The following is a 20,030-nucleotide window of genomic DNA, read 5'->3' on the forward strand; positions in this document are numbered from 1 at the left end:
CGATCGGCGATCGAATTCGACCTCTCTCCGCAAGCGGGCGAGGTAAGAAACTACACCGGAATTCTCACGCTTGCTCTCAATCCCCCCATCGGGCTGTCGCCGAGCGTGATGTCGCCGCCGTGGGAGCGGGCGATGTCGCGGGCGATGGCGAGGCCGAGGCCCGTGCCGCCTTCATCCTGGTTGCGGGCGTTGTCGAGCCGCAGGAACGGCTTGAACACCTCTTCGCGCAAGTGGACGGGAATGCCCGGGCCGTCGTCATCGACGGTGACGGTGAGATAGCGGTGATCGCGCTGGCCGGTGATGGCGATGGCCTTGCCGTAGCGCGCGGCGTTGGTGACGAGGTTGGCGAGGCAGCGCTTGAACGAGGCCGGCTTCACCGTGACGACGGGCAGGCCGTGGAAGGCCACGGTCGCGGTGTGGCCGTGGCGCTCGGCATCGCTGCGCAGCTCTTCCAGGGCCTGCGCCATGTCGGTCGGCTGCGACTGCTCGCCGGAATCGCCGCGGGCAAAAGCGAGGTAATCCTCCAGCATCATTGACATCTCGTCGACGTCCTTGCGCATGCCCTCGAGCTCGGGATTGTCGCCGATCAGCGCCAGCTCGAGCTTGAAGCGGGTCAGGATTGTGCGCAGGTCATGGCTCACGCCGGCGAGCATCGCGGTGCGCTGCTCCATGGTGCGCTCGATGCGCGACTTCATCTCGATGAAGGCGACCGCCGCGCGCCGCACCTCGCGCGCACCTCTGGGTCTGAAGTTCGGGGCTTCGCGGCCCTTGCCGAAGCTTTCGGCGGCGTCGGCAAGGCGCAGGATCGGCTTGATCTGGTTGCGCAGGAACAGCACCGCAACGATCAGCAGGATCGAGGACGTGCCGACCATCCAGAACAGGAAGATCTCCGAGTTCGAGGCATAGGCCGCGCTGCGCTGCGCGAACACGCGCATCACGGCATCGTCGAGCTGGATGCGGATCTCGACCAGGTTGGAGCGGCCGACGGTGTCGATCCAGAACGAGCGTCCGATCTGGCGGCCGAGCTGCACCGACAGCGTCTGGTCGAGCAGCGAGAAGAACGGCTTTGGTCCCGGCGGCGGCATGTCACCGGCGGGCAGGAAATCGACGACGAGGCCGAGGCGTTGCTGCGCGATGCGGCGGATCTGGTCGCGGTCCTTGTCCTGCGGATAGCCCTTGTAGACGTCGATCAGCGCGGCGATGTCCTGCACCACCGCGGCTGACAGGCGGCGCGTCACCGTATTCCAGTGTCGCTCCATGAACACGAAGGCGACGACCGATTGCAGGATCACCATCGGCACGATCATGATCAGCAGCGCGCGGGCATAGAGCCCGGTCGGCATCCAGCCCTTGAACGCATTGCCCATCCAGCCATTGGCGGCCGAGACGCGGCCGGCGGCGCTCTTCAGAAGCGTCAGGCCGGTATCGATCGTGCTCATCGCTCGCGCTTCACTGATTTATGGCGAGGCCACCAGGCGGTAGCCGATGCCCCGCACCGCCTGGAGGAACAGCGGATTGGCGGGATCGGTCTCGATCTTGCGCCGGAGGCGGTTGATCTGCACGTCAACGGCGCGCTCGTTGACGCTGCCATTGCCGGTCAGCGCGCTGCGCGGCACGGTCTCGCCCGGTGTCTCCGACAGGATCCGCAGCATCTCACGCTCGCGGTCGGTGAGGTGGATGACCTCCTCGCCCTGGCGCAATTCGCCGCGATCGAGATGGTAGACATAGGGGCCGAAGGCGATCTTCTCGATCACCGCGGTTTGTGGCGGCGGCGCGGCGCGCTTGAGGATGTTGTTGATGCGCAGCGCCAGCTCGCGCGGCTCGAACGGCTTTGCCACGTAATCGTCGGCGCCGATCTGCAGCCCCTCGATGCGGGCCTCGGCTTCATGCCGCGCCGTCAGCATCACGATCGGCACCGAGGACGAGGTCCGGATGAAGCGGGCGAGGTCGAAGCCGGTCTCGCCGGGCATCATGACGTCGAGGATCAGCAAGTCGAAATGCAGGCTCTGAAGCTTTGAACGCGCATCGCTGGCGCTGGCGGCGGTCGAGACGCGGTAGCCTTCTGCGGCGAGGAAGCGCGAGAGCAGATCGCGGATGCGGCGGTCGTCATCGACCAGCAGGAGATGCGGGGCGTCATCGGCCGGTTGCGCCGGCGGGCGGGCGAGCGTGGCAGCGAGCGGCACGGTCATTCCTTCCTGTCTTGATTGACGGAAGCGAAGATCGTCTCGAGCACCTTGTCCGGATCGTCGCGGTCGATCATCGCGCGCAGGAAGCGCTTGACGGTCTCGGCGTCCTGCGGCGCCATCTCGGCGAGCGCTCTCGTGATCCGCGTGGTCTGGAGCCCGGCGAGCTTCTGCACCAGCGCCTCGCCCTTGGGCGTTGCGTAGAGCAGCCGCTGGCGACGGTCATTGTCGCCGGTCTTCTGCACGATATAGCCCTCGTCCAGCAGCTGCTTGAGCACGCGGCCGAGCGACTGCTTGGTGATCCTGAGGACGTCGAGCAGGTCGGCGACCTTCAGCCCGGGATAGCGGTACACGAAATGCATGACCCGGTGATGGGCCCGGCCGAAGCCGAAGGCTTCCAGCTCCTGGTCAGGATCGCCGACGAAATCGCGATAGGCGAAGAACAGCAGCTCGATGATATCCCAGCGCAAATTGCCTCCGTCACCCGCGGCCGGCCGCGGCTCGGCAGCGTCTTGGGAGGGAGTCGCGAAATTTATGTCAGGCATATTGACGTATCTTGGGTTCAATGTTACAAAACCATCGAGCCGCACGAAATTTTAGGTCGTTTTGTGTCGGGCGGCATCGAAGCAGGTCGGCCGGAGTGAGCCGGACAGCGGCGACGGCCGGAGCAGATCTACCGTGCGATTGTCGAGCGGCATTTCGGCAAAACATACTGGACTTCCGCCTTCTGCAAAAGCATGTCCTCGGCGACATGCTGGCCACGGAAACCGGCCGTAACATGGCTGGCGGCGGTCCGGCCAGAAACTCAATCAAGCCAGCCGGGCCCGGATACGGGCAGGCGGGCGCCAGAACAGCGCCGCGACCGGCAGCGGGAGGCAAGGACATGAGCATGACATTCGACATCCAGCCCGCATCCAATCCCACGCCAGAGAAGGACCGCGTCGCCAAGCTGGTCGACCCCGGCTTCGGGCGGATCTTCACCGATCACATGGCGATCGTCCGCTACAATCAGGCAAAGGGCGGCTGGTACGAAGCGAAGATCGAGGCGCGCGCCAACTTCCAGCTCGATCCGGCCGGCGCCGTGCTGCACTACGCCCAGGAAATCTTCGAGGGGCTCAAGGCCTACAAGCGCGACGATGGCGGCGTGAACCTATTCCGTCCCGACGCCAATGCGCGCCGCTTCAAGGACTCGGCCGATCGCATGGCGATGGCGCAGCTGCCTGAGGACGTCTTCCTCGAGGCGGTCGAGCAGGTCGTGCGTATCGACCGTGCCTGGATGCCGGGTGGCGAGGGTAGCCTTTACCTGCGTCCCTTCATGATCGCGAGCGAGACCTTCCTCGGCGTCAAGCCGTCGTCCGAATACATCTTCGCGGTCATCGCGTCGCCTGTCGGCTCCTACTTCAAAGGCGGTCCTGCGCCGGTCTCGATCTGGGTCTCGGAAAATTATACGCGCGCTGCCGTCGGCGGCACCGGCGCCGTCAAATGCGGCGGCAATTACGCCGCGAGTCTGCGCGCCCAGGCCGAGGCGATCCAGCACGGCTGCGATCAGGTCGTGTTCCTCGACGCGCTTGAGCGCCGCTACATCGAGGAGCTCGGCGGCATGAACGTGTTCTTCGTGTTCGACGACGGCTCGCTCTCGACGCCGCCGCTCGGCACCATCCTGCCCGGCATCACCCGCGACTCCATCATCACGCTCGCCCGCGATGCCGGAAAGACCGTGCGCGAGGAGCCGTACGCGCTCGATCAGTGGCGCAAGGATGCGGCCTCCGGCAGGCTGAAGGAAGCGTTCGCCTGCGGCACCGCGGCGGTGATCTCGCCGATCGGCAAGGTGCGCTCGGTGAGCGGCGACTTCGAGATATCGGGCGGCGCCGCCGGCCCCGTCGCCATGGGCCTGCGCAAGCAGCTCGTCGACATCCAGTACGGCCGCACCAACGATCCGCACAACTGGATCCGCAAGGTGCTTTGAGGCCTCGTGTCCCGGACGCGCGAAGCGCGAGCCGGGACCCAGAATGCAAGTTGCTGGGCCCCGGATCAGCAGCGCACCACGCCGCCGAGAAGCGGCGCGCTGCGCAGCATCCGGGGAACGCCAGCAGCCAGCAGTTGCTGCATCGCGCGTCGGCTGGTAAACGCCGCGCATGGCCGAGAAACCCAAAAAACCCCAGAAACTGAAGGCGCGCCTGCCGCGCGGGCTCGAGGATCGCGACCCCGCCGCGATCCGGGCGACGCGCGAGATGGTCGAGAAGATCCGCGCCGTCTACGAGCTCTACGGTTTCGAGCCGGTGGAGACGCCGGCGATGGAATACACCGACGCGCTCGGCAAGTTCCTGCCCGACCAGGACCGCCCGAACGAGGGCGTGTTCTCGTTCCAGGACGACGACGAGCAGTGGATCAGCCTGCGCTACGACCTGACCGCGCCGCTCGCGCGCTATGTCGGCGAGCGCTACGGCACCGACGGTCTGGTGTTGCCCTATCGCAGCTACCGCGTGGGCTACGTGTTCCGCAACGAGAAGCCCGGCCCCGGCCGCTTCCGCCAGTTCATGCAGTTCGACGCCGACACCGTCGGCTCGGCGACGCCGGCGGCGGATGCCGAGATCTGCATGATGGCGGCGGACACGATGGAAGCGCTCGGCATTGCGCGCGGCTCCTACGTCGTGAAGGTCAACAACCGCAAAGTGCTGGACGGCGTTCTCGAAGCCATCGGTCTCGGCGGCGACGAGAACGCCGCACGCCGCCTGACGGTGCTGCGCGCGATCGACAAGCTCGACAAGTTCTCCGCCGACGAAGTGCGCAAGCTGCTCGGTCCCGGACGATGGGATGGCGGCGAAGAAGGCAAGGGCGACTTCACCAAGGGCGCCAGTCTGAGCGAAGCCGAAGCGGATGTTGTTCTCGCCATCACCAAGCCGCGCGACGATTGGAAAGAGGCGATCGCCGCGGCGGAAACCTACCTCGCCAAGAGCGAAGTCGGTCAGGCCGGCGTGAGCGAGCTGGAAGAGATCGCAAAACTGGTGACGGCGTCGGGTTACGGTGCGGACCGCATCAAGATCGATCCCTCCGTCGTGCGCGGTCTCGAATATTATACCGGCCCTGTCTACGAGGTCGAACTGCTGCTGGAGACCAAGGACGAGAAGGGGCGCCCGGTGCGGTTCGGGTCGGTCGGTGGCGGCGGGCGTTATGACGGTCTCGTCTCGCGCTTCCGCGGCGAGCCGGTGCCGGCGACCGGCTTCTCGATCGGCGTCTCGCGCCTGCAGGCCGCGCTGACCTTGCTCGGCAAGCTCGACACCCGGCCCGAGTTCGGGCCTGTCGTGGTCACCGTGTTCGATCGCGACCGCGTCGCCGACTATCAGAAGATGGTCGCGTCCCTGCGCACCGCAGGCGTCCGTGCCGAGCTCTATCTGGGCAATCCCAAGAACATGGGCAACCAGCTCAAATATGCCGATCGTCGCAATTCTCCTTGCGTGATCATCCAAGGCTCGGACGAAAAGGCGCGCGGCGAAGTGCAGGTCAAGGACCTGATCGAGGGCGCCAAGGCCGCCGCTGCGATCGCCTCCAACCAGGAATGGCGCGAGACGAGGCCGGCGCAGTTCTCGTGCAGCGAAGCCGATCTCGTCGCCAAGGTGCGCGAGGTCCTCGCGCGCCATGACGTAGAGTGGGGATAGCCATTCCGGCAGGCCGTCATGCTCGGGCTTGTCCCGGGCATCCACGTCTTGTTTGATGGAAGAGAACGTGGATGGCCGGGACAAGCCCGGCCATGACGAAAAGCAGGGAGACGACAATGCCTGAGATCACCATCAGCATGGCCGAAGGCCGCACCGACGAGCAGAAGGCCGGCATGATGCGCGACATCACCCAGGCGCTTGTGAAGAATCTCGGCGTCGATGCCGATGCCGTCGTCATCCAGATCAACGAAGCTCCGCTCCGCCACAAGATGAAGGGCGGCAAGACGTTCGTGGAGCGCGCGGCGGCGGCGAAGAAGTGACGCGTTAGCGTCATTCCGGGGCAGCCCGCCAGGGCTGAACGCGGAGTCTCGCGCCGTAAAACTTCTGGATTCCGGGTTCGCGCTTGGCGCGCCCCCGGAATGACGAGCAAGCACCATGGACGCACGCGACTTCATCAAGATCGGCATGAGCGCCGAGCGCACGCTGGTGGTTCTGGCCGAGCGCACGGTCGGGCATTTCGTGCCTGATATGCCGATGATCTATGCGACGCCGATGATGATCCTGGAGATGGAGATGACGTCGGGCGATGCGATCCGCTCAGCGCTACAGCCGGGCTGGGTCACGGTCGGCACCGAGGTCGACATCCGCCATCTCGCAGCAGCGCTGGTCGGCGCGACGGTGCGGACCACCGCGAAAGTGGTTGCGGTCGAGCGCCGCGTCATCCGCTTCGAGGTGGAGGCATACGAAGGCACGCGCAAGCTCGGCGAGGGTCGCCATGCGCGCGGGCTCGTCAATGTCGAGATGTTCAACAAGCGATTGCTCGCAGGCACGAAGCCATAGGGTGGGCGAAGGCGCAAAGCGCCGTGCCCACCATCCCTCCGTGATGGATAGAGATCGTGGGCACGCTTCGCTTTGCCCACCCTACGGCATCTTGCTACTTGGCCAATTCCCTGGATCGCTTCGTCGCCGCCGCGATCGCTCGGATCATCAACTCGCGCAGGCCGGGCTCGCCCATCAGCACGCCGAGCGCCGCCGCGGTGGTGCCGCCGGGCGAGGTGACGTTCTGCCGCAGCGTGGCGGAAGGGAGCTCCGACTGGTGCAATAGCTCGCCGGCGCCGGCGACGGTCTCGCGCGCAAGCTTGGTCGCCAGCGCCTCGGGCAATCCTGCCTCCATTCCGGCGCGGGCCAGTTCTTCGGCGAGCAGGAACACATAGGCTGGGCCCGAGCCGGACACGGCGGTCACCGCGTCCATCAGGCCTTCATCCTCGACCCATTCGACCGAGCCGGTGGCGCGTAGCAGCGCGTCGGCCACCGCGCGCTGCGCGGCGCTGACATTCTTCGCCGCGACCGCCACGGTGATGCCACGGCCGATCGCGGCCGGCGTGTTCGGCATCGCGCGCACCACCGCGCCGCCGATGACTGCTTCGAGCAAGGCGATCGTGGTTCCCGCCATGATCGAAACCACCGAGGTCTTGCCGGATACGAACGCTTTCAGCTTCGCGCCGGCCTCGCGGAACATCTGCGGCTTCACCGCGACGACCATGGTCTCGACAGCGCCTGTCGACGCCACATCGGGATTGAGTGCGACGCCCTTGGTGGCCAGCGCGGTGATCTCGGGCGAGATGAAGGGATCGACGACCGCGACGCGGCGCGGGTCGAGCCCGCCGGCCAGCCATCCGGTCAGCATCGCGCCGCCCATCTTGCCGGCGCCGGCGAGGAGGATGGTGCCGGTGATGTTTTGAAGAGTGCTGTTTGCCATCGTTGCCGCCACATGCTCGATGTCGCCCCCGCGAATGCGGGGACCCCTGCGCGGGCGCTTGCGCTCGTCGCATAACCACACGCGGTTCTAGTGGATGAAGGTGCTGGCAACAAGCCGCGTGCCCCAAGGGGCATCACGCGGTATGGATCCCCGGATGTTCGCTGCGCTCGTCCGGGACGACGGCGGTGGGTGAGGCGCGCCTTACGCCTCTCCCGCCGTGTCGAACATCGCCGCGTCCATGGCCTGCGCGGTGGTCTTGCCGGCCCACACCACGAACTGGAACGCCGGGAAGTAGCGCTCGCAGGCATGGATCGCGCCGGCGAGCATGGCCTCGCATTGCGCGGTCGAGGCGGTGAGCCCGCCCGGCAGCACCAGTGCCTGGCGATGCATGATCATGCCGGTGTTGGTCCACAGGTCGAAATGGCCGATCCACAATTGCTCGTTGACCGCAGCGACGAGCCGCTGCACCTCGCCGCGGCGCGGAAGCGGAATCTTCATGTCGAACGCACAGGCCAGATGCAGCGCCTCGATCTCGCCCATCCAGGTGAAGGAGAGCTGGTAGTCGGTCCATTGTCCCTTCGAGACAATGGTGAGCTCGTCCTCGCCGGAGCGTTCGAACGGCCAGTTATTGCTGGCGGCGATATCCTCGACCACCGCGAGCGGGTGATTTCGGGAATCGATATTGCCTTCGAGCAGGGACATGCCGTCTCGACCTCTTGCCTTCTTGTTGTCTTTGATACGCACGCGGTTAGGTCCGGCGCGCGCTCCCTAAACGTCGTCGATCGCGGGAGTCGCTTTCGCGATCTCCCTCGGATCGGCGCGGCCTGTCGCGGATCAAGTGATGTGATTTGCGGAATCTGCGCAACTGGCTGCCGAGTCCGTCCACAAGCCAGGACTCCTTCGTCCACAGCTCATCTCTTGGCCACAATTCTTAATGACGAGAACAAACCGGAATCGGATTCCCTGAAAGCGCCGATCGTTAATTCCGCCCCGCGATGACCGCACCGCCCCGGCGGCATGGGACCATGCGGTTTTTCCATGCCGAACGCGCTTGCTGTGGCCCCGAACCGGCGTCATATTTCCTTTCAGGTCGCTCAATCCCGAGCGGCCGATGTTCTCAGGGCGGGGTGAAAGTCCCCACCGGCGGTAAGGGCCGAAAGGCCCAAGCCCGCGAGCGCCTTCCGTGAGGGTTATCCCGAAGGGAAGGGTCAGCAGATTCGGTGCAACTCCGAAGCCGACGGTTAAAGTCCGGATGAAAGAGAACGGTCGGTGGCAGACGCATCGCAAGGTGCGGCTGTTTGTCGTTCCGTGTGCCCTGATTCTGGTCCTTAACTGAGGAAAGCCATGAATCAGATGTTGCAAGACCCCCAAACCGAAACGTCCGAAGTCACCCAACCGCCGGTTCCGCAAGGACCGGTGACGGAGCATCCCCGCTTTGCCAAGCCGCAGCGGGTGGCCTTCGTTCAGGCCTGCTGGCACCGCGACGTGGTCGCGGAAGCCCGCATCGCCTTCATGAAGGAGGCCGAGGCGCGCCACCTCACCCATGTCGACGTGTTCGAGGTGCCGGGCTCGTTCGAGATTCCGCTGCACGCGCAGATCCTCGCCAAGACGCGGCGCTACACTGCGATCGTCGCGGCCGGTCTCGTCGTCGACGGCGGCATCTATCGCCACGAATTCGTCGCCGACACCGTGATCAAGGCGCTGATGGACGTGCAGCTGCGCACCGAGGTCCCGGTGTTCTCCGCGGTGTTGACGCCGCAGCAATTCCACGAGACCGAGGTGCATTACGACTTCTTCCGCCGGCACTTCGCCATCAAGGGCGTCGAGGTCGCGGCCGCCTGTGCGGAGACGTTGCTCGGCCTTGAGCGTCTGCGCGGCCAGGTCGCGGCGGGGATCGTGGGTTAGGCTGCAAAGTCATTCCGGGACGGCGCCTCAGCGCCGAACCCGGAATCTCAAGCCTCCGGGTTCTCGCTTCGCGGGCCCCGGAATGACGTCGATCGGCTAGTCGAACAGGCTCGATACCGACTCTTCCGCGGCGGTGCGCGCGATGGCGTCGGAGATCAGGCTGCCGATCGGCAGCGTGCGGATGTTCGGCGCCTTGGTCACCGCCTCGGTCGGCAGGATCGAGTCGGTGATCACGAGCTCCTTCAGCTTGGAGCCGGCGATGCGGGCGGCCGCGCCGCCCGAGAGCACGCCATGGGTGATGTAGGCGTAGACGTCCTTGGCGCCCTTGGCGATCAGCGCGTCGGCCGCGTTCACCAGCGTGCCGCCGGAATCGACGATGTCGTCGACGAGGATACAGGTGTAGCCGGCGACGTCGCCGATCACGTTCATGACCTCGGACTCGCCCGGGCGCTCGCGGCGCTTGTCGACGATGGCGAGCGGGGTGTTGATGCGCTTGGCGAGGCCGCGCGCACGCGCCACGCCGCCGACGTCGGGCGAGATCACCATCACCTTGGAGAGGTCGAACCGCTCCTTGATGTCGCGCACCATCAGAGGCGCTGCATAGAGATTGTCGGTCGGGATGTCGAAGAAGCCCTGGATCTGGCCGGCATGCAGGTCGAGCGTCATGACGCGGTCGACGCCGGCCTGCGTGATCAGATTGGCGACGAGCTTGGCCGAGATCGGGGTACGCGAACCGGACTTACGGTCCTGCCTTGCGTAGCCGAAATAGGGCAGCACCGCGGTGATGCGGCGCGCCGAGGAGCGGCGCAGCGCGTCGGTGATGATGAGCAATTCCATCAGATGGTCGTTGGCCGGGAACGAGGTCGACTGGATGATGAAGGCATCCGAGCCGCGGACGTTCTCCTGGATCTCGACGAAGATTTCCATGTCGGCGAAGCGCCGGACCACCGCCTTGGTCAGCGGCAGGTCGAGACCTTGCGCGATGGCCTGGGCGAGAGCCGGATTGGAGTTGCCGGCGACAAGCTTGATGGAGCCGTTCTTGGCCGACATGGACGCTTCCTCCCGCGCTTTGCTGGATACGACGTTCAACATCAGAGAATACCCACTGGCAGCACGGTTACGACGAGCGAGCAAATATCAGGCGAGAGGCTGCAATGGCAACCCGGGATGCTACGTTTTCCCTTCGAAAATCCTGAGTCGGGCCAACGGCTTGGCCGGTAGTTGGGGCCGTGGTTTAGCGGGGGTTATTGCGCGGCATAGCCGAGCGCCGAGGTCGGCATCTCAGGTGCGGGCGCCGCCGGAACGACGCTCGCCACCGCCGGTCCCCGCAAGCCGGGAGCCGCCCCCGGGGTATCCGGCGTCCCATTGATCATGTTGGAAAGTCCGCTGAATCCGGCCTGGGCGATCTTCCGCAGCACGAGGTCGTCGGCGGCTTGCCAAGGGTCACGCGTCGCATCGCGGCCGCCATTGGCCGAGGTCGGTTCCTCGCCGGAGAGGCGCAGCGCCCGCTGCTGGTTGGCGTCGTAGACGTCCCAGACCCAGGCGATCATTGTCTTGCCGCGCACCACCTGGGCGGAGAGGTAGCTGCGCACGCGGTAGGCGGCCGTCCCCTCGCGGGAGACCACGGACAGGCTGCGCAGCTTGGATTCGCTCTCGAGCACGCCGACCATGCGGTCGAACACCTGCGGCGGCGGCCCGTCGATGGATTCGAAGGCCACCGTCGCTCCGGAGCCGGCGCTCGGCGCCATCGCGTAGGAATTGGCCGCACTTCCGCCGCCACCGGCGCAGCCGCCAAGCGCGGTCGCCGCCGCCAGCAGCACGATCGCCAGCACGCGCGAACCCGCGCGGCCCAAGATGAATGACGCATCCCTCATTATGGAGGGCAGCGATATCGTTAAAATGCATTAACGTCTAGGGCAGAGGCGACACAGACCACTGTCGTCGCGTCTGTCCACCGTCATTCCGGGGCGATGCGCAAGCATCGAACCCGGAATCTCGAGATTCTCAGGTGCGCAATTGCGCACCATAGTTCTCGCTACGCGAGCCCCGGAATGACACGGGGTTGCCCTTGCGTTCACCCTTCCAGTGCGATCGCATGGATGTGGCGGCCGTAATCCGGCTCCTTGCGATGCACCGAGCGGCGGTAGCTGAAGAAGCGTTCATCGGCGTAGGTGTCGAGGCCGAGATCGTCGATCATCAGGACGCCGGCAGCCTCGAGCCGCTTGCGGATAAAGCCGGCGAGATCGAACATCGCGTGGCCCTCGCGCACCGACGGGATGAAGAACATCGCGTTGTCGGCGTCCGCCTCGATGAAGCGCGCCACGAACTCGTTGCTGACCTCATAGCTCTCTTGCCGGATCAGCGGGCCGATCGCCGCGATGATGCCGCTGCGCGTGGCGCCGAGTTTTTCCATCGCCGAAATCGTCGCCTCCAGCACGCCCGTGAGCGCGCCCTTCCAGCCGGCATGGGCGCCGCCGATCACGCCCGCATTGGGATCGACGAACAGCACCGGACCGCAATCGGCGGTGGAGACGCCGAGCGCGATGCCCGGCGTCCTCGTCACCAGCGCATCGCCCTTCGGCCGCGGTCCGCTCGGCCACGGCGCGTCCGCAACGCGCACGTCGGGCGAATGGATCTGGTGCAGGCTGAGAAAGCGTTCGGGGGCGACGCCGACATGCTCGGCCATGCGGCGGCGGTTCTCCGCGACGAGGGCCTGATCGTCGTTCGAGCCGAGCCCGCCGTTCAGCGCGGAATAGATCCCGCTGGAGACGCCGCCCTCGCGGGTGAAGAAGGCATGCCGCAGGCCGGGCACCGCCGACAGCAGCGACGAAGTGAGAGTCATCAATCGCCTCCGGCGTGCTCGAGATCGCTGAGGCCCGCAATGCCCGACAGCCGCGGCTCGGAGATGCCGAGCACCTTGAACATCGAGCCCATGCCGCCGCGCCCGGTATCAGTGAGGCGCTTCAGCGCCACGGAAATGTCGGTAGCGACTTCCGGCGTCGCCTTCTGCATCAGCGCCGCCGCACGCGTATCGATGCCGACGCGCTTGAGGAAATCGCCCTGCGTCACCGGGCCATGCACGCGCGCGCCGAGGTCTTCTGCTGCACGCGCCAGCGCCTGGAAATCGACATGGGCGGTAACGTCGGCCTGGCCCGGCGCCTTCAAGGGATCGGTGAAAGTGTGGCGCGCGATCGCCTGGAAGGTGTCCCCAGCATCGCTGCGCAAATGGCCGTAGTCGATGATCAGCGCCGCGCCATCCTGGTCGCGCACGCGCGTCGCAAGCTTCATGATCTCGGCGTCAGGGCGCCATTCGAACACCGCGCCGACGGGGGCAGCGCGCACCAGTGGCGGCAGCAGCACGTCGAAGCGCGGCGTCGGCTCGGCCGCCGCGCCGAATTGAAGCTTGCCGTTGGGATCGAGCTCGATCGTGCGCTCGTGCCAGCCGTTCTCGTGGCGAACCATCTGGTGGATCGGCAGCACGTCGAAATATTCGTTGGCGAGGATGACGCTGGGGCCTTCCGGCACGTCGTCGATGCTGTCGTGCCAGGTGATATTGCGCACGCCCGCCAGCGTCGCGCTCTGACGCTCGCGCAGCACGGGATTGACCTCGACCATGTGGATGTGAAGCGCCTGGTACAGCGGCGGGAGCACGCGCAGCGCGCGCAGCGCATCAGCCATCATGGTGCCGCGGCCGGGGCCGAGCTCGATGAGCCGCAAAAACTGCGGCGAGCCCATCTGCTTCCACACCGAGGCGGTCCACAGGCCGAGCAGCTCGCCGAACATCTGGCTGACCTCCGGGGAGGTGGTGAAGTCGCCCTCACGCCCGAGCGGGTCACGCGAGACATAGTAACCGTAGCGCGGATGCATCAGGCACAGTTCCATGTACCGCCAGACCGGCATGGGGCCCGAGGATTTGATCAGCGCCTTGATCTCGTTGAGGAGCGGCTGGTCGGTCACGGCGTGCTTTCTCGAAATGAATTAACGAACGGCCTCGATCGGCCTCGGCGGCGCACCGCGCCTGATTGCCCATACAATAAGTATGCCCCCGACAATAAGCATCGGGATCGACAACAGCATACCCATGGTTAACCCGCCCCAGAGGAAGCCGAGCTGGGCGTCCGGCTCGCGGAAGTGCTCGCCGGCGATGCGGGTCAGGCCATAGATCAGGATGAAGGCGCCGAGGATCATGCCGGGCCGCTTCAGGGCGCCGCAGCGGATCATGATCGCCAGCACGGTGAACAGCAGGATGCCCTCCATGCCGGCTTCGTAGAGCTGGCTCGGATGGCGCGGCAGCTGGGTGGGATCGTTCGGGAAGATCATCGCCCAGGGCAGGCTGGGATCGGTGGCGCGGCCCCACAATTCGCCGTTGATGAAATTGGCGATGCGTCCGAGCAGCAATCCGACCGGGGCGACTGCGGTGGTGATGTCGCCGAGCGACAGGATCGAGATGTGGTTGCGATAGGCAAACCACATCACCGCGACGACGCAGCCGAGAAAGCCGCCATGGAACGACATGCCTCCCTCCCACAACCGGATGATCGCGGCGGGATGCTCCATGAAGAAGGGCAGATTGTAGAACAGCACATAGCCGGTGCGGCCGCCGAGGATGATGCCGAGCGTGACCCACAGGATGAAGTCGTCGATCTGCACCAGCGAGATCGGCGCGGGCCCGCCCCACAGCCGCTCGTTCTTCAAGAGCGAGCGCGCATAGAGCCAGCCGAACACGATGCCGCAGATATAAGCCAGCGCATACCAGCGGATCGCGAACGGCCCGATCTCGATCGCGATCGGCCTGAAGGCGGGAAAGTCGATGAGCAGAAAGGGCATCAGGCCTCTATGTCTAGACGAGATTGCGGCGATAGAGCGCCAGCAGGCGCTCCCAATGCCGCTCGGCGGCGTCGCGGTCGTAGACGGGGCGCTTGGGGAACGCGAAGCCGTGATGGGTGCCGGGATAGATCTCGACCTCGGCCTTCGCGCCGCTCATGCCCTGCCTGAGCTTTTCGATGATGTCCGTGGGCGCATAGATGTCCGTCTCGGCGCAGGCGAAATAGAGCTCCGCCCTGGTCTTGCTCGCGGCGAGATGCGGGCTGTCGTCCTGGTCGGTCGCAAGCTGGGTGCCGTAGATCGAGGCGGCGGCCTTGACCCGGTCGGGGAAGTGCGTGGCGGCGTTGACCGCGTAGCGGCCGCTCATGCAATAGCCGACGGTACCGACGATTTCGGCGTTCGCGGCCGCCTGGCCCTCCGCATAGGTGAGCAATGCGCGCGTGTCGTCCATGATCATGGGAATGGTGAGCGAGCCCATCAGTCGAAACATGCGCTTGCGCTCGGGCGCGTTCGGATCGGCCGGCAGTGGCCCGAGCTCCATCACGCCGGAGCGGTAATAGAGGTTCGGCAGCATCACGTAATAGCCTGAGGTCGCGAGCCGGCGCGCCATGTCGCGCAGCTCCTCGCGGATTGCCGGCGCGTCCATGTAGAACAGGATGACCGGAAACGGCCCGCCACGTTCGGGATGGGTGATGAAGGTTGCGGTGTGGCCGTCCTTGGTCGGGATCGCGATCTGCTGGTCGATCATCTCGTGCGCTTTCTAGTTCTTCTTATGCCGGGACGTTGAATACGATTGCAAGGAAACCAGGGCATGACAAGGATACCGCCGCTTCGCCCTTGAACCGTTCGGTGCGGATTGCCATTGTCTTTCCGAGCGTTCGCGCAAAGTTTATCGGAAGACGGCCAGGAGACCGACATGACCCAGACCAGCAACCGGTTTTTCGACGAGATCGGCCGCCTGATGAACGACGCCGCCGGTGCGGCCCAGGGCGTCAAGCGCGAGTTCGACACGGTGATGCGTACCCAGGCCGAAAAATTCCTGCGCGACATGGACCTCGTCAAACGCGAGGAGTTCGAGGCGGTCAAGGACATGGCGCGCCTGGCGCGTGAGGAGAACGAGGTCTTGAAGGCGCGGATCGCCGCGCTGGAGGCCAAGCTCGGCGGGTAGGTTTTCGTCATTCCGAGGCGATGCGCAGCATCGAACTATGGTGCGCAATTGCGCACCTGAGAATCTCGAGGTTCCGCGTTCGGTCGCTGTCGCCACCGCCTCCGGAATGACTGCAGTCCGGTACCTTCCGGCCGCCCATTCTCCTTGTCATTTCCGCATCTTCCGGGTAAAAGCCCGCCACGTCCGCGGCCCCCGCACCCCTGGAGGCTTGCTGCGGACCATGCCATGGGCCGCGCTGCGGCCCATTAACTTTTGCAAAAACAAGGACTTAACGACATGGCGACGACCGTCAAGGAATTGAAGGCGACCGCACGTCCGAAGAGCGGCAAGGGGGCCGCCCGGGCTGAGCGTCGCGCCGGGCGAGTGCCCGGAGTGATCTATGGTGACAACCAGCCCCCGCTGACGATCTCGATCGCAGATCGTGAACTGCGCCAGCGCATCCTCGCCGGTCGGTTCCTGACCACGCTGGTCGACATCGACCTCGACGGCAAGAAGCACCGCGTGATTCCGCGCGACTATCACCTGGATCCGGTCAAGGACTTCCCGATCCATGTCGACTTCATGCGTCTCGGCGAAGGCGCCACCATCCGCATCAGCGTTCCCCTGCACGTGGTGAAGGCGGAATCCTCCCCGGGCGTGAAGCGCGGCGGCACCGTCAACATCGCCGCCCACGCCATCGAGCTCGAATGCGGCGTCGAGAGCATCCCGCAGTACATCGAGGCCGACGTCGGCTCGCTCGAAATCGGTCACTCGCTGCATCTGTCTGATGTCAAGCTGCCGGCCGGCGTCAAGGCGCTGACCCGCGAGGACGCGACCCTCGTCACCATCGTGCCGCCGTCCGGCTACGCCGAAGAGCAGAAGGCCGCAGCAGCGGCTGCCGCTGGTGGCGCGGCTCCGGCTGCGGGTGCTGCTGCTCCGGCGGCTGGCGCGGCTGCTCCGGCGGCTGGTGCTGCTGCTCCGGCGGCTGCCAAGGCTCCCGCCGGCGGCGACAAGAAGAAGTAATCTGTCAAAGCTGGCGCGCGGTTTTCTAACCGCGCGCCGAGCGAGGGGCGCGCCGCGTCATGCGACTCTTTGTTGGGCTCGGCAATCCCGGCGCGAAATACGCACGTAACCGGCACAATATCGGCTTCATGGCCGTCGACGAGATCGCGCGGCGTCATGGTTTTTCACCGTGGCGCCGTCGTTTTCAGGGCGAGACCTCGGAAGGTGCGCTCGGCACCGAGCGCGTGATCCTGCTCAAGCCCGCGACCTACATGAACGAGTCCGGTCGCAGCGTTCAGGAGGCCGCAGGCTTCTTCAAGATCGCGCCGGGCGACGTTACCGTGTTTCACGACGAGCTCGAGCTGCCGCCGGGCAAGGTGCGGGTGAAGATCGGCGGCGGCATCGCCGGCCACAACGGCCTGCGCTCGATCTCCGCCCATATCGGCAACGACTATCGCCGGGTGCGGCTCGGCATCGGTCATCCCGGCGTCAAGGAACTGGTGCACGGCCACGTGCTGTCGGACTTCGCCAAGGCCGACAACGACTGGGTGAGGACGCTCTGCGACGCGGTCGCCGAGCACGCCGCACTGATCGCCAAAGGCACGGATGCGACCTTCGCCAACAGGGTGCATCTCGCCATGCAGGCGAAGGGATTTTTGACCAAGGACGAGAACGGAGAGAAGTCGAACTGATCTCTCTCCGTCATGGCCGGGCTTGTCCCGGCCATCCACGCCTTCTTTTTCCGCGGAGCGAAGGACGTGGATGCCCGGCTCAAGGCGGCACAAGGCCGGGCATGACCACTTCAACGAATGCACGCGCCCGCGGCGCGAAGACTGGAAGAGACCATGGGATTCAAATGCGGGATCGTCGGATTGCCTAATGTCGGCAAGTCGACTTTGTTCAACGCGCTGACCGAGACGGCCGCGGCGCAGGCTGCGAACTATCCGTTCTGCACCATCGAGCCGAATGTCGGTGAGGTCGCCGTGCCCGATCCGCGGCTGGACAAGCTCGCGGCGATCGCCAAGTCTGGGCAGATCATCCCGACCCGGCTGACCTTCGTCGACATCGCCGGCCTCGTGCGCGGCGCCTCAAAGGGTGAAGGCCTCGGTAACCAGTTTTTGGCCAACATCCGCGAGGTCGACGCCATCGCGCATGTCGTGCGCTGCTTCGAGGACTCCGACATCACCCATGTCGAGGGCAAGATCGCCCCGCTCGCCGACATCGAGACCATCGAGACCGAGCTGATGCTCGCCGACCTCGACAGCCTCGAGAAGCGGGTCGACAATCTCACCAAGAAGGCTAAGGGCAACGACAAGGACGCCAAGGAGCAGCTCGACCTCGTCAACCGCACCCTGGTGCTGCTGCGCGACGGCAAGCCGGCGCGCCTCGTTGAGCGCAAGGCGGAGGAGGAGCGGGCGTTCTCCATGCTCGGCCTCCTCTCGTCCAAGCCGGTGCTCTACGTCTGCAACGTCGAGGAAGGCTCGGCCGCGACCGGCAATGCCTTCTCCAGGGCGGTCGAGGAGCAGGCGGCGAAGGAAGGCGCCGTCGCCGTCGTCATCTCCGCCAAGATCGAATCCGAGATCGCCACCATCTCGCGCGAGGAGCGCGCCGATTTCCTGGAGACGCTGGGTCTTGAAGAGGCGGGCCTCGACCGCCTGATCCGCGCCGGCTATTCGCTGCTCCGGCTCATCACCTATTTCACGGTGGGCCCGAAGGAAGCGCGCGCCTGGACCATCCATCGCGGCACCAAGGCGCCGGGCGCGGCCGGTGTGATCCACACCGATTTCGAGAAGGGTTTCATCCGCGCCGAGACCATCGCGTATGACGACTACGTCGCGCTCGGCGGCGAAGCCGGCGCCCGCGATGCCGGCAAGCTGCGCCTCGAAGGCAAGGAATACGTCGTCGCCGACGGCGACGTGATGCATTTCAGGTTTAATACGTAGGCTGGATCTCGTGGCCCGGACGCAGCGCAGCGCTTCTTCAGCGGTGCGCTGCAGAGCCGGGGCCGAGGAGCCTTGATTGCGGACGCATGGGTCCCGGCTCTGCGTCGCGTCATTGCACGCCGCGCCGCGTCCGGGACACGAGAGCCTCACCGCATCCCGCCGCCCTGATCCCGAATCGCGCCGAGATGCTCGTTGATGCGGAATACGATCAGGATCAGCTCCGCGGCGATGCGCGAGAACACGACGCCGACGACGACGCTGGCGATCGACGACAGCAGCACCAGGAAGCCGCCGAACGGACTGATCGCCATCGTCGCGAGACCCGAGAAGATGCCGGAGAGGCCGAACAGGCAGATCAGTGCGATCACGAGCCAGTAGAAGGTCTTGATGATGGTCGGCGTGATGAAGCGGTCCCATTGAAACAGATCGCTGAATGAAAACATTGCTCTCCCCAGGGAAATCGGGACTTTCGGATCGGGACGTCAATCGGGCCTCGGTCTTGATCACTCAAATCAAGACAGCCGCCTCCTATGTAGCACGAGCCATGCGGGGCGGCGGGTTGAGATTGCCGCAAACTGCGGCCACAATCTGTCATTTCAGCAAAGCCCTCCCAAGATGACCTTGACCTTCGAAGACTTCCCGGCCGGCCGGTTCGGCACATTCGGCCCACGCCATGTCACCCGCGACGAGATCCTGGCTTTCGCCGCCGAGTTCGACCCGCAGCCGATGCATCTCGACGAGGAGGCTGCCAGCAAGAGCATGCTGCGCGGCCTGTCCGGCTCCGGCTGGCACCTCTGCTCGTTGATGATGCGGATGATGGCCGACGGGTTCATCACCCGCACCGCTTCGCTCGGCTCGCCCGGTGTCGACGAGGTGCGCTGGCTCTCGCCGCTCAGGCCGGGTGACAATCTCACGCTGGACGTCGACGTCGTGGAGGCGCGCGCCTCGAAGAGCCGCCCCACACTCGGCATCGTCAAGTTCAAATGCACCGTGCGCAATGCTGCCGGGCAGGCGCTCGCCGAGATGACCTCGCCGATCCTGATCAAGCGGCGCGAGGGAGCGGTCTGATGCGGTTCTTCGAAGACATCGCGATCGGCCAGCGTCGCGAGATCGGCGCCTATACGTTCACGGCGGAGTCGATCAAGACGTTCGCTGCAAAGTTCGATCCGCAGCGCTTCCACCTCGACGAGGAGGAGGGCAAGAACTCGCTGTTCGGCGGGTTAGCTGCTTCCGGCTGGCATGTCGGCTCGGCCTGCATGAGCCTGCTTGTCGCCGACGGCCAGCGTCTGGCGCGGGAGGCCGCAGCGCGCGGCGAGGAGGTCGCGGTGTGGGGCCCGTCACCAGGCTTTCGCGATTTGCGCTGGATCAGGCCGGTGCTCGCGGGCGATACCGTCAGTTACGTCAACGTCGTTATCGACAAGCGCACCTCCGCCTCTCGTCCCGGCTGGGGCATCGTGACGGCCCAGACCACCGGCACCAACCAGCGCGGCGAGGAGGTGTACTCCATCACCGCCTCGGCCTTCGTGCCGATGCGCGCGAAGGCTTAGATCTGTTCCAGGATGAACCGGCAAATGAATGCACGAGTGTTGCCCGCGCGCTATGGACGTGATT

23 protein-coding genes and 1 riboswitch are annotated in these 20,030 nt (G+C 65.5%); of the genes, 11 read left to right on the forward strand and 12 right to left on the reverse strand.

Features of this window, described 5'->3' with window-relative positions; translation table 11 throughout:
- Positions 1-50: 50 nt before the first annotated feature.
- Genes ACVWY3_RS35390 through ACVWY3_RS35400 form a run of 3 tightly spaced genes read right to left on the reverse strand, consistent with a single transcriptional unit; the run spans position 51 to position 2,728 of the window.
- Complete coding sequence (locus tag ACVWY3_RS35390; RefSeq protein ID WP_456842585.1) at positions 51-1,439, reverse strand: ATP-binding protein; 1,389 nt, start codon at positions 1,437-1,439, stop codon at positions 51-53.
- Positions 1,440-1,457: 18 nt separating this feature from the next.
- A complete protein-coding gene (locus tag ACVWY3_RS35395; protein ID WP_456842586.1) occupies positions 1,458-2,189 on the reverse strand; it encodes a response regulator in 732 nt (243 codons plus the stop codon).
- On the reverse strand, positions 2,186-2,728 hold the full coding sequence (locus ACVWY3_RS35400; protein ID WP_456842587.1) for a MarR family winged helix-turn-helix transcriptional regulator: 543 nt from the start codon (positions 2,726-2,728) through the stop codon (positions 2,186-2,188). Before ACVWY3_RS35400 ends, ACVWY3_RS35395 begins: the two co-directional genes overlap by 4 nt.
- 338 nt (positions 2,729-3,066) lie before the next feature.
- Between ACVWY3_RS35400 and ACVWY3_RS35405 the strand changes: the two genes are divergently transcribed.
- From ACVWY3_RS35405 to ACVWY3_RS35420, 4 genes are all read left to right on the forward strand, one after another.
- The gene (locus ACVWY3_RS35405; protein ID WP_456842588.1) at positions 3,067-4,149 is read left to right on the forward strand and encodes a branched-chain amino acid aminotransferase; all 1,083 of its coding nucleotides are present in this window, start codon (positions 3,067-3,069) and stop codon (positions 4,147-4,149) included.
- Positions 4,150-4,318: 169 nt separating this feature from the next.
- On the forward strand, positions 4,319-5,839 hold the full coding sequence (gene hisS, locus ACVWY3_RS35410; protein WP_456842589.1) for a histidine--tRNA ligase: 1,521 nt from the start codon (positions 4,319-4,321) through the stop codon (positions 5,837-5,839).
- 116 nt (positions 5,840-5,955) lie between these two features.
- Positions 5,956-6,159, forward strand: a complete 204-nt coding sequence (locus ACVWY3_RS35415) for a tautomerase family protein (protein ID WP_025033847.1) — start codon at positions 5,956-5,958, stop codon at positions 6,157-6,159.
- Positions 6,160-6,274: 115 nt separating this feature from the next.
- Entirely contained in the window at positions 6,275-6,679 is a 405-nt protein-coding gene (locus tag ACVWY3_RS35420) for a thioesterase family protein (RefSeq protein WP_456842590.1), read from the forward strand.
- A gap of 94 nt (positions 6,680-6,773) precedes the next feature.
- Here ACVWY3_RS35420 and proC read toward each other — a convergent pair whose 3' ends face one another.
- Together proC and ACVWY3_RS35430 are read right to left on the reverse strand one after the other, a co-directional pair.
- Complete coding sequence (gene proC / locus ACVWY3_RS35425; protein ID WP_456842591.1) at positions 6,774-7,598, reverse strand: pyrroline-5-carboxylate reductase; 825 nt, start codon at positions 7,596-7,598, stop codon at positions 6,774-6,776.
- Between the two features lie 201 nt (positions 7,599-7,799).
- Positions 7,800-8,300 (reverse strand): YbjN domain-containing protein, encoded by a 501-nt coding sequence (locus ACVWY3_RS35430; protein ID WP_456842592.1) that lies wholly within the window; start codon positions 8,298-8,300, stop codon positions 7,800-7,802.
- A 407-nt stretch (positions 8,301-8,707) separates the two neighbouring features.
- Positions 8,708-8,866: riboswitch (FMN riboswitch) on the forward strand.
- A gap of 76 nt (positions 8,867-8,942) precedes the next feature.
- On the opposite strand from ACVWY3_RS35430, the gene ACVWY3_RS35435 reads away from it, so the two are divergent.
- On the forward strand, positions 8,943-9,503 hold the full coding sequence (locus ACVWY3_RS35435) for a 6,7-dimethyl-8-ribityllumazine synthase (RefSeq protein WP_456842593.1): 561 nt from the start codon (positions 8,943-8,945) through the stop codon (positions 9,501-9,503).
- Positions 9,504-9,599: 96 nt separating this feature from the next.
- Here ACVWY3_RS35435 and ACVWY3_RS35440 read toward each other — a convergent pair whose 3' ends face one another.
- The 6 genes from ACVWY3_RS35440 to ACVWY3_RS35465 form a co-directional block, all read right to left on the reverse strand.
- Entirely contained in the window at positions 9,600-10,553 is a 954-nt protein-coding gene (locus tag ACVWY3_RS35440; RefSeq protein WP_456842594.1) for a ribose-phosphate pyrophosphokinase, read from the reverse strand.
- Between the two features lie 194 nt (positions 10,554-10,747).
- The gene (locus tag ACVWY3_RS35445) at positions 10,748-11,377 is read right to left on the reverse strand and encodes a hypothetical protein (protein ID WP_456842595.1); all 630 of its coding nucleotides are present in this window, start codon (positions 11,375-11,377) and stop codon (positions 10,748-10,750) included.
- Positions 11,378-11,577: 200 nt separating this feature from the next.
- Positions 11,578-12,345, reverse strand: coding sequence for a peptidoglycan editing factor PgeF (pgeF, locus tag ACVWY3_RS35450; RefSeq protein ID WP_456842596.1), 768 nt, complete (start codon positions 12,343-12,345; stop codon positions 11,578-11,580).
- Positions 12,345-13,460 (reverse strand): class I SAM-dependent methyltransferase, encoded by a 1,116-nt coding sequence (locus tag ACVWY3_RS35455; protein ID WP_456842597.1) that lies wholly within the window; start codon positions 13,458-13,460, stop codon positions 12,345-12,347. The genes pgeF and ACVWY3_RS35455 overlap by 1 nt, the downstream gene beginning before the upstream one ends.
- A 21-nt stretch (positions 13,461-13,481) precedes the next feature.
- Complete coding sequence (gene lgt, locus ACVWY3_RS35460; RefSeq protein ID WP_456842598.1) at positions 13,482-14,330, reverse strand: prolipoprotein diacylglyceryl transferase; 849 nt, start codon at positions 14,328-14,330, stop codon at positions 13,482-13,484.
- A gap of 13 nt (positions 14,331-14,343) precedes the next feature.
- Entirely contained in the window at positions 14,344-15,075 is a 732-nt protein-coding gene (locus ACVWY3_RS35465) for a dienelactone hydrolase family protein (protein WP_456842599.1), read from the reverse strand.
- Positions 15,076-15,243: 168 nt separating this feature from the next.
- On the opposite strand from ACVWY3_RS35465, the gene ACVWY3_RS35470 reads away from it, so the two are divergent.
- The 4 genes from ACVWY3_RS35470 (at position 15,244) to ychF (ending at position 18,419) form a co-directional block, all read left to right on the forward strand.
- A complete protein-coding gene (locus ACVWY3_RS35470) occupies positions 15,244-15,495 on the forward strand; it encodes an accessory factor UbiK family protein (RefSeq protein WP_456842600.1) in 252 nt (83 codons plus the stop codon).
- Positions 15,496-15,771: 276 nt separating this feature from the next.
- Positions 15,772-16,497, forward strand: coding sequence for a 50S ribosomal protein L25/general stress protein Ctc (locus ACVWY3_RS35475; RefSeq protein ID WP_456842601.1), 726 nt, complete (start codon positions 15,772-15,774; stop codon positions 16,495-16,497).
- Between the two features lie 59 nt (positions 16,498-16,556).
- On the forward strand, positions 16,557-17,168 hold the full coding sequence (gene pth / locus ACVWY3_RS35480) for an aminoacyl-tRNA hydrolase (protein ID WP_456842602.1): 612 nt from the start codon (positions 16,557-16,559) through the stop codon (positions 17,166-17,168).
- Positions 17,169-17,321: 153 nt separating this feature from the next.
- Positions 17,322-18,419 carry a redox-regulated ATPase YchF gene (ychF, locus tag ACVWY3_RS35485; RefSeq protein WP_456842603.1) on the forward strand — a complete coding sequence of 366 codons (1,098 nt, stop codon included), beginning with the start codon at positions 17,322-17,324 and terminating at the stop codon, positions 18,417-18,419.
- A 146-nt stretch (positions 18,420-18,565) separates the two neighbouring features.
- On the opposite strand, the gene ACVWY3_RS35490 is transcribed toward ychF, so the two are convergent.
- The gene (locus ACVWY3_RS35490) at positions 18,566-18,862 is read right to left on the reverse strand and encodes a DUF4282 domain-containing protein (protein ID WP_456842604.1); all 297 of its coding nucleotides are present in this window, start codon (positions 18,860-18,862) and stop codon (positions 18,566-18,568) included.
- Positions 18,863-19,034: 172 nt separating this feature from the next.
- Here ACVWY3_RS35490 and ACVWY3_RS35495 point away from each other — a divergent pair, with 172 nt between their 5' ends.
- Both ACVWY3_RS35495 and ACVWY3_RS35500 read left to right on the forward strand, forming a co-directional pair.
- The gene (locus tag ACVWY3_RS35495; protein WP_456842605.1) at positions 19,035-19,487 is read left to right on the forward strand and encodes a MaoC family dehydratase; all 453 of its coding nucleotides are present in this window, start codon (positions 19,035-19,037) and stop codon (positions 19,485-19,487) included.
- Complete coding sequence (locus tag ACVWY3_RS35500; protein ID WP_456842606.1) at positions 19,487-19,966, forward strand: MaoC family dehydratase; 480 nt, start codon at positions 19,487-19,489, stop codon at positions 19,964-19,966. Before ACVWY3_RS35495 ends, ACVWY3_RS35500 begins: the two co-directional genes overlap by 1 nt.
- The last annotated feature ends 64 nt before the right edge of the window (positions 19,967-20,030 follow it).

It is taken from the genome of Bradyrhizobium sp. USDA 4486 (genome assembly GCF_054057995.1).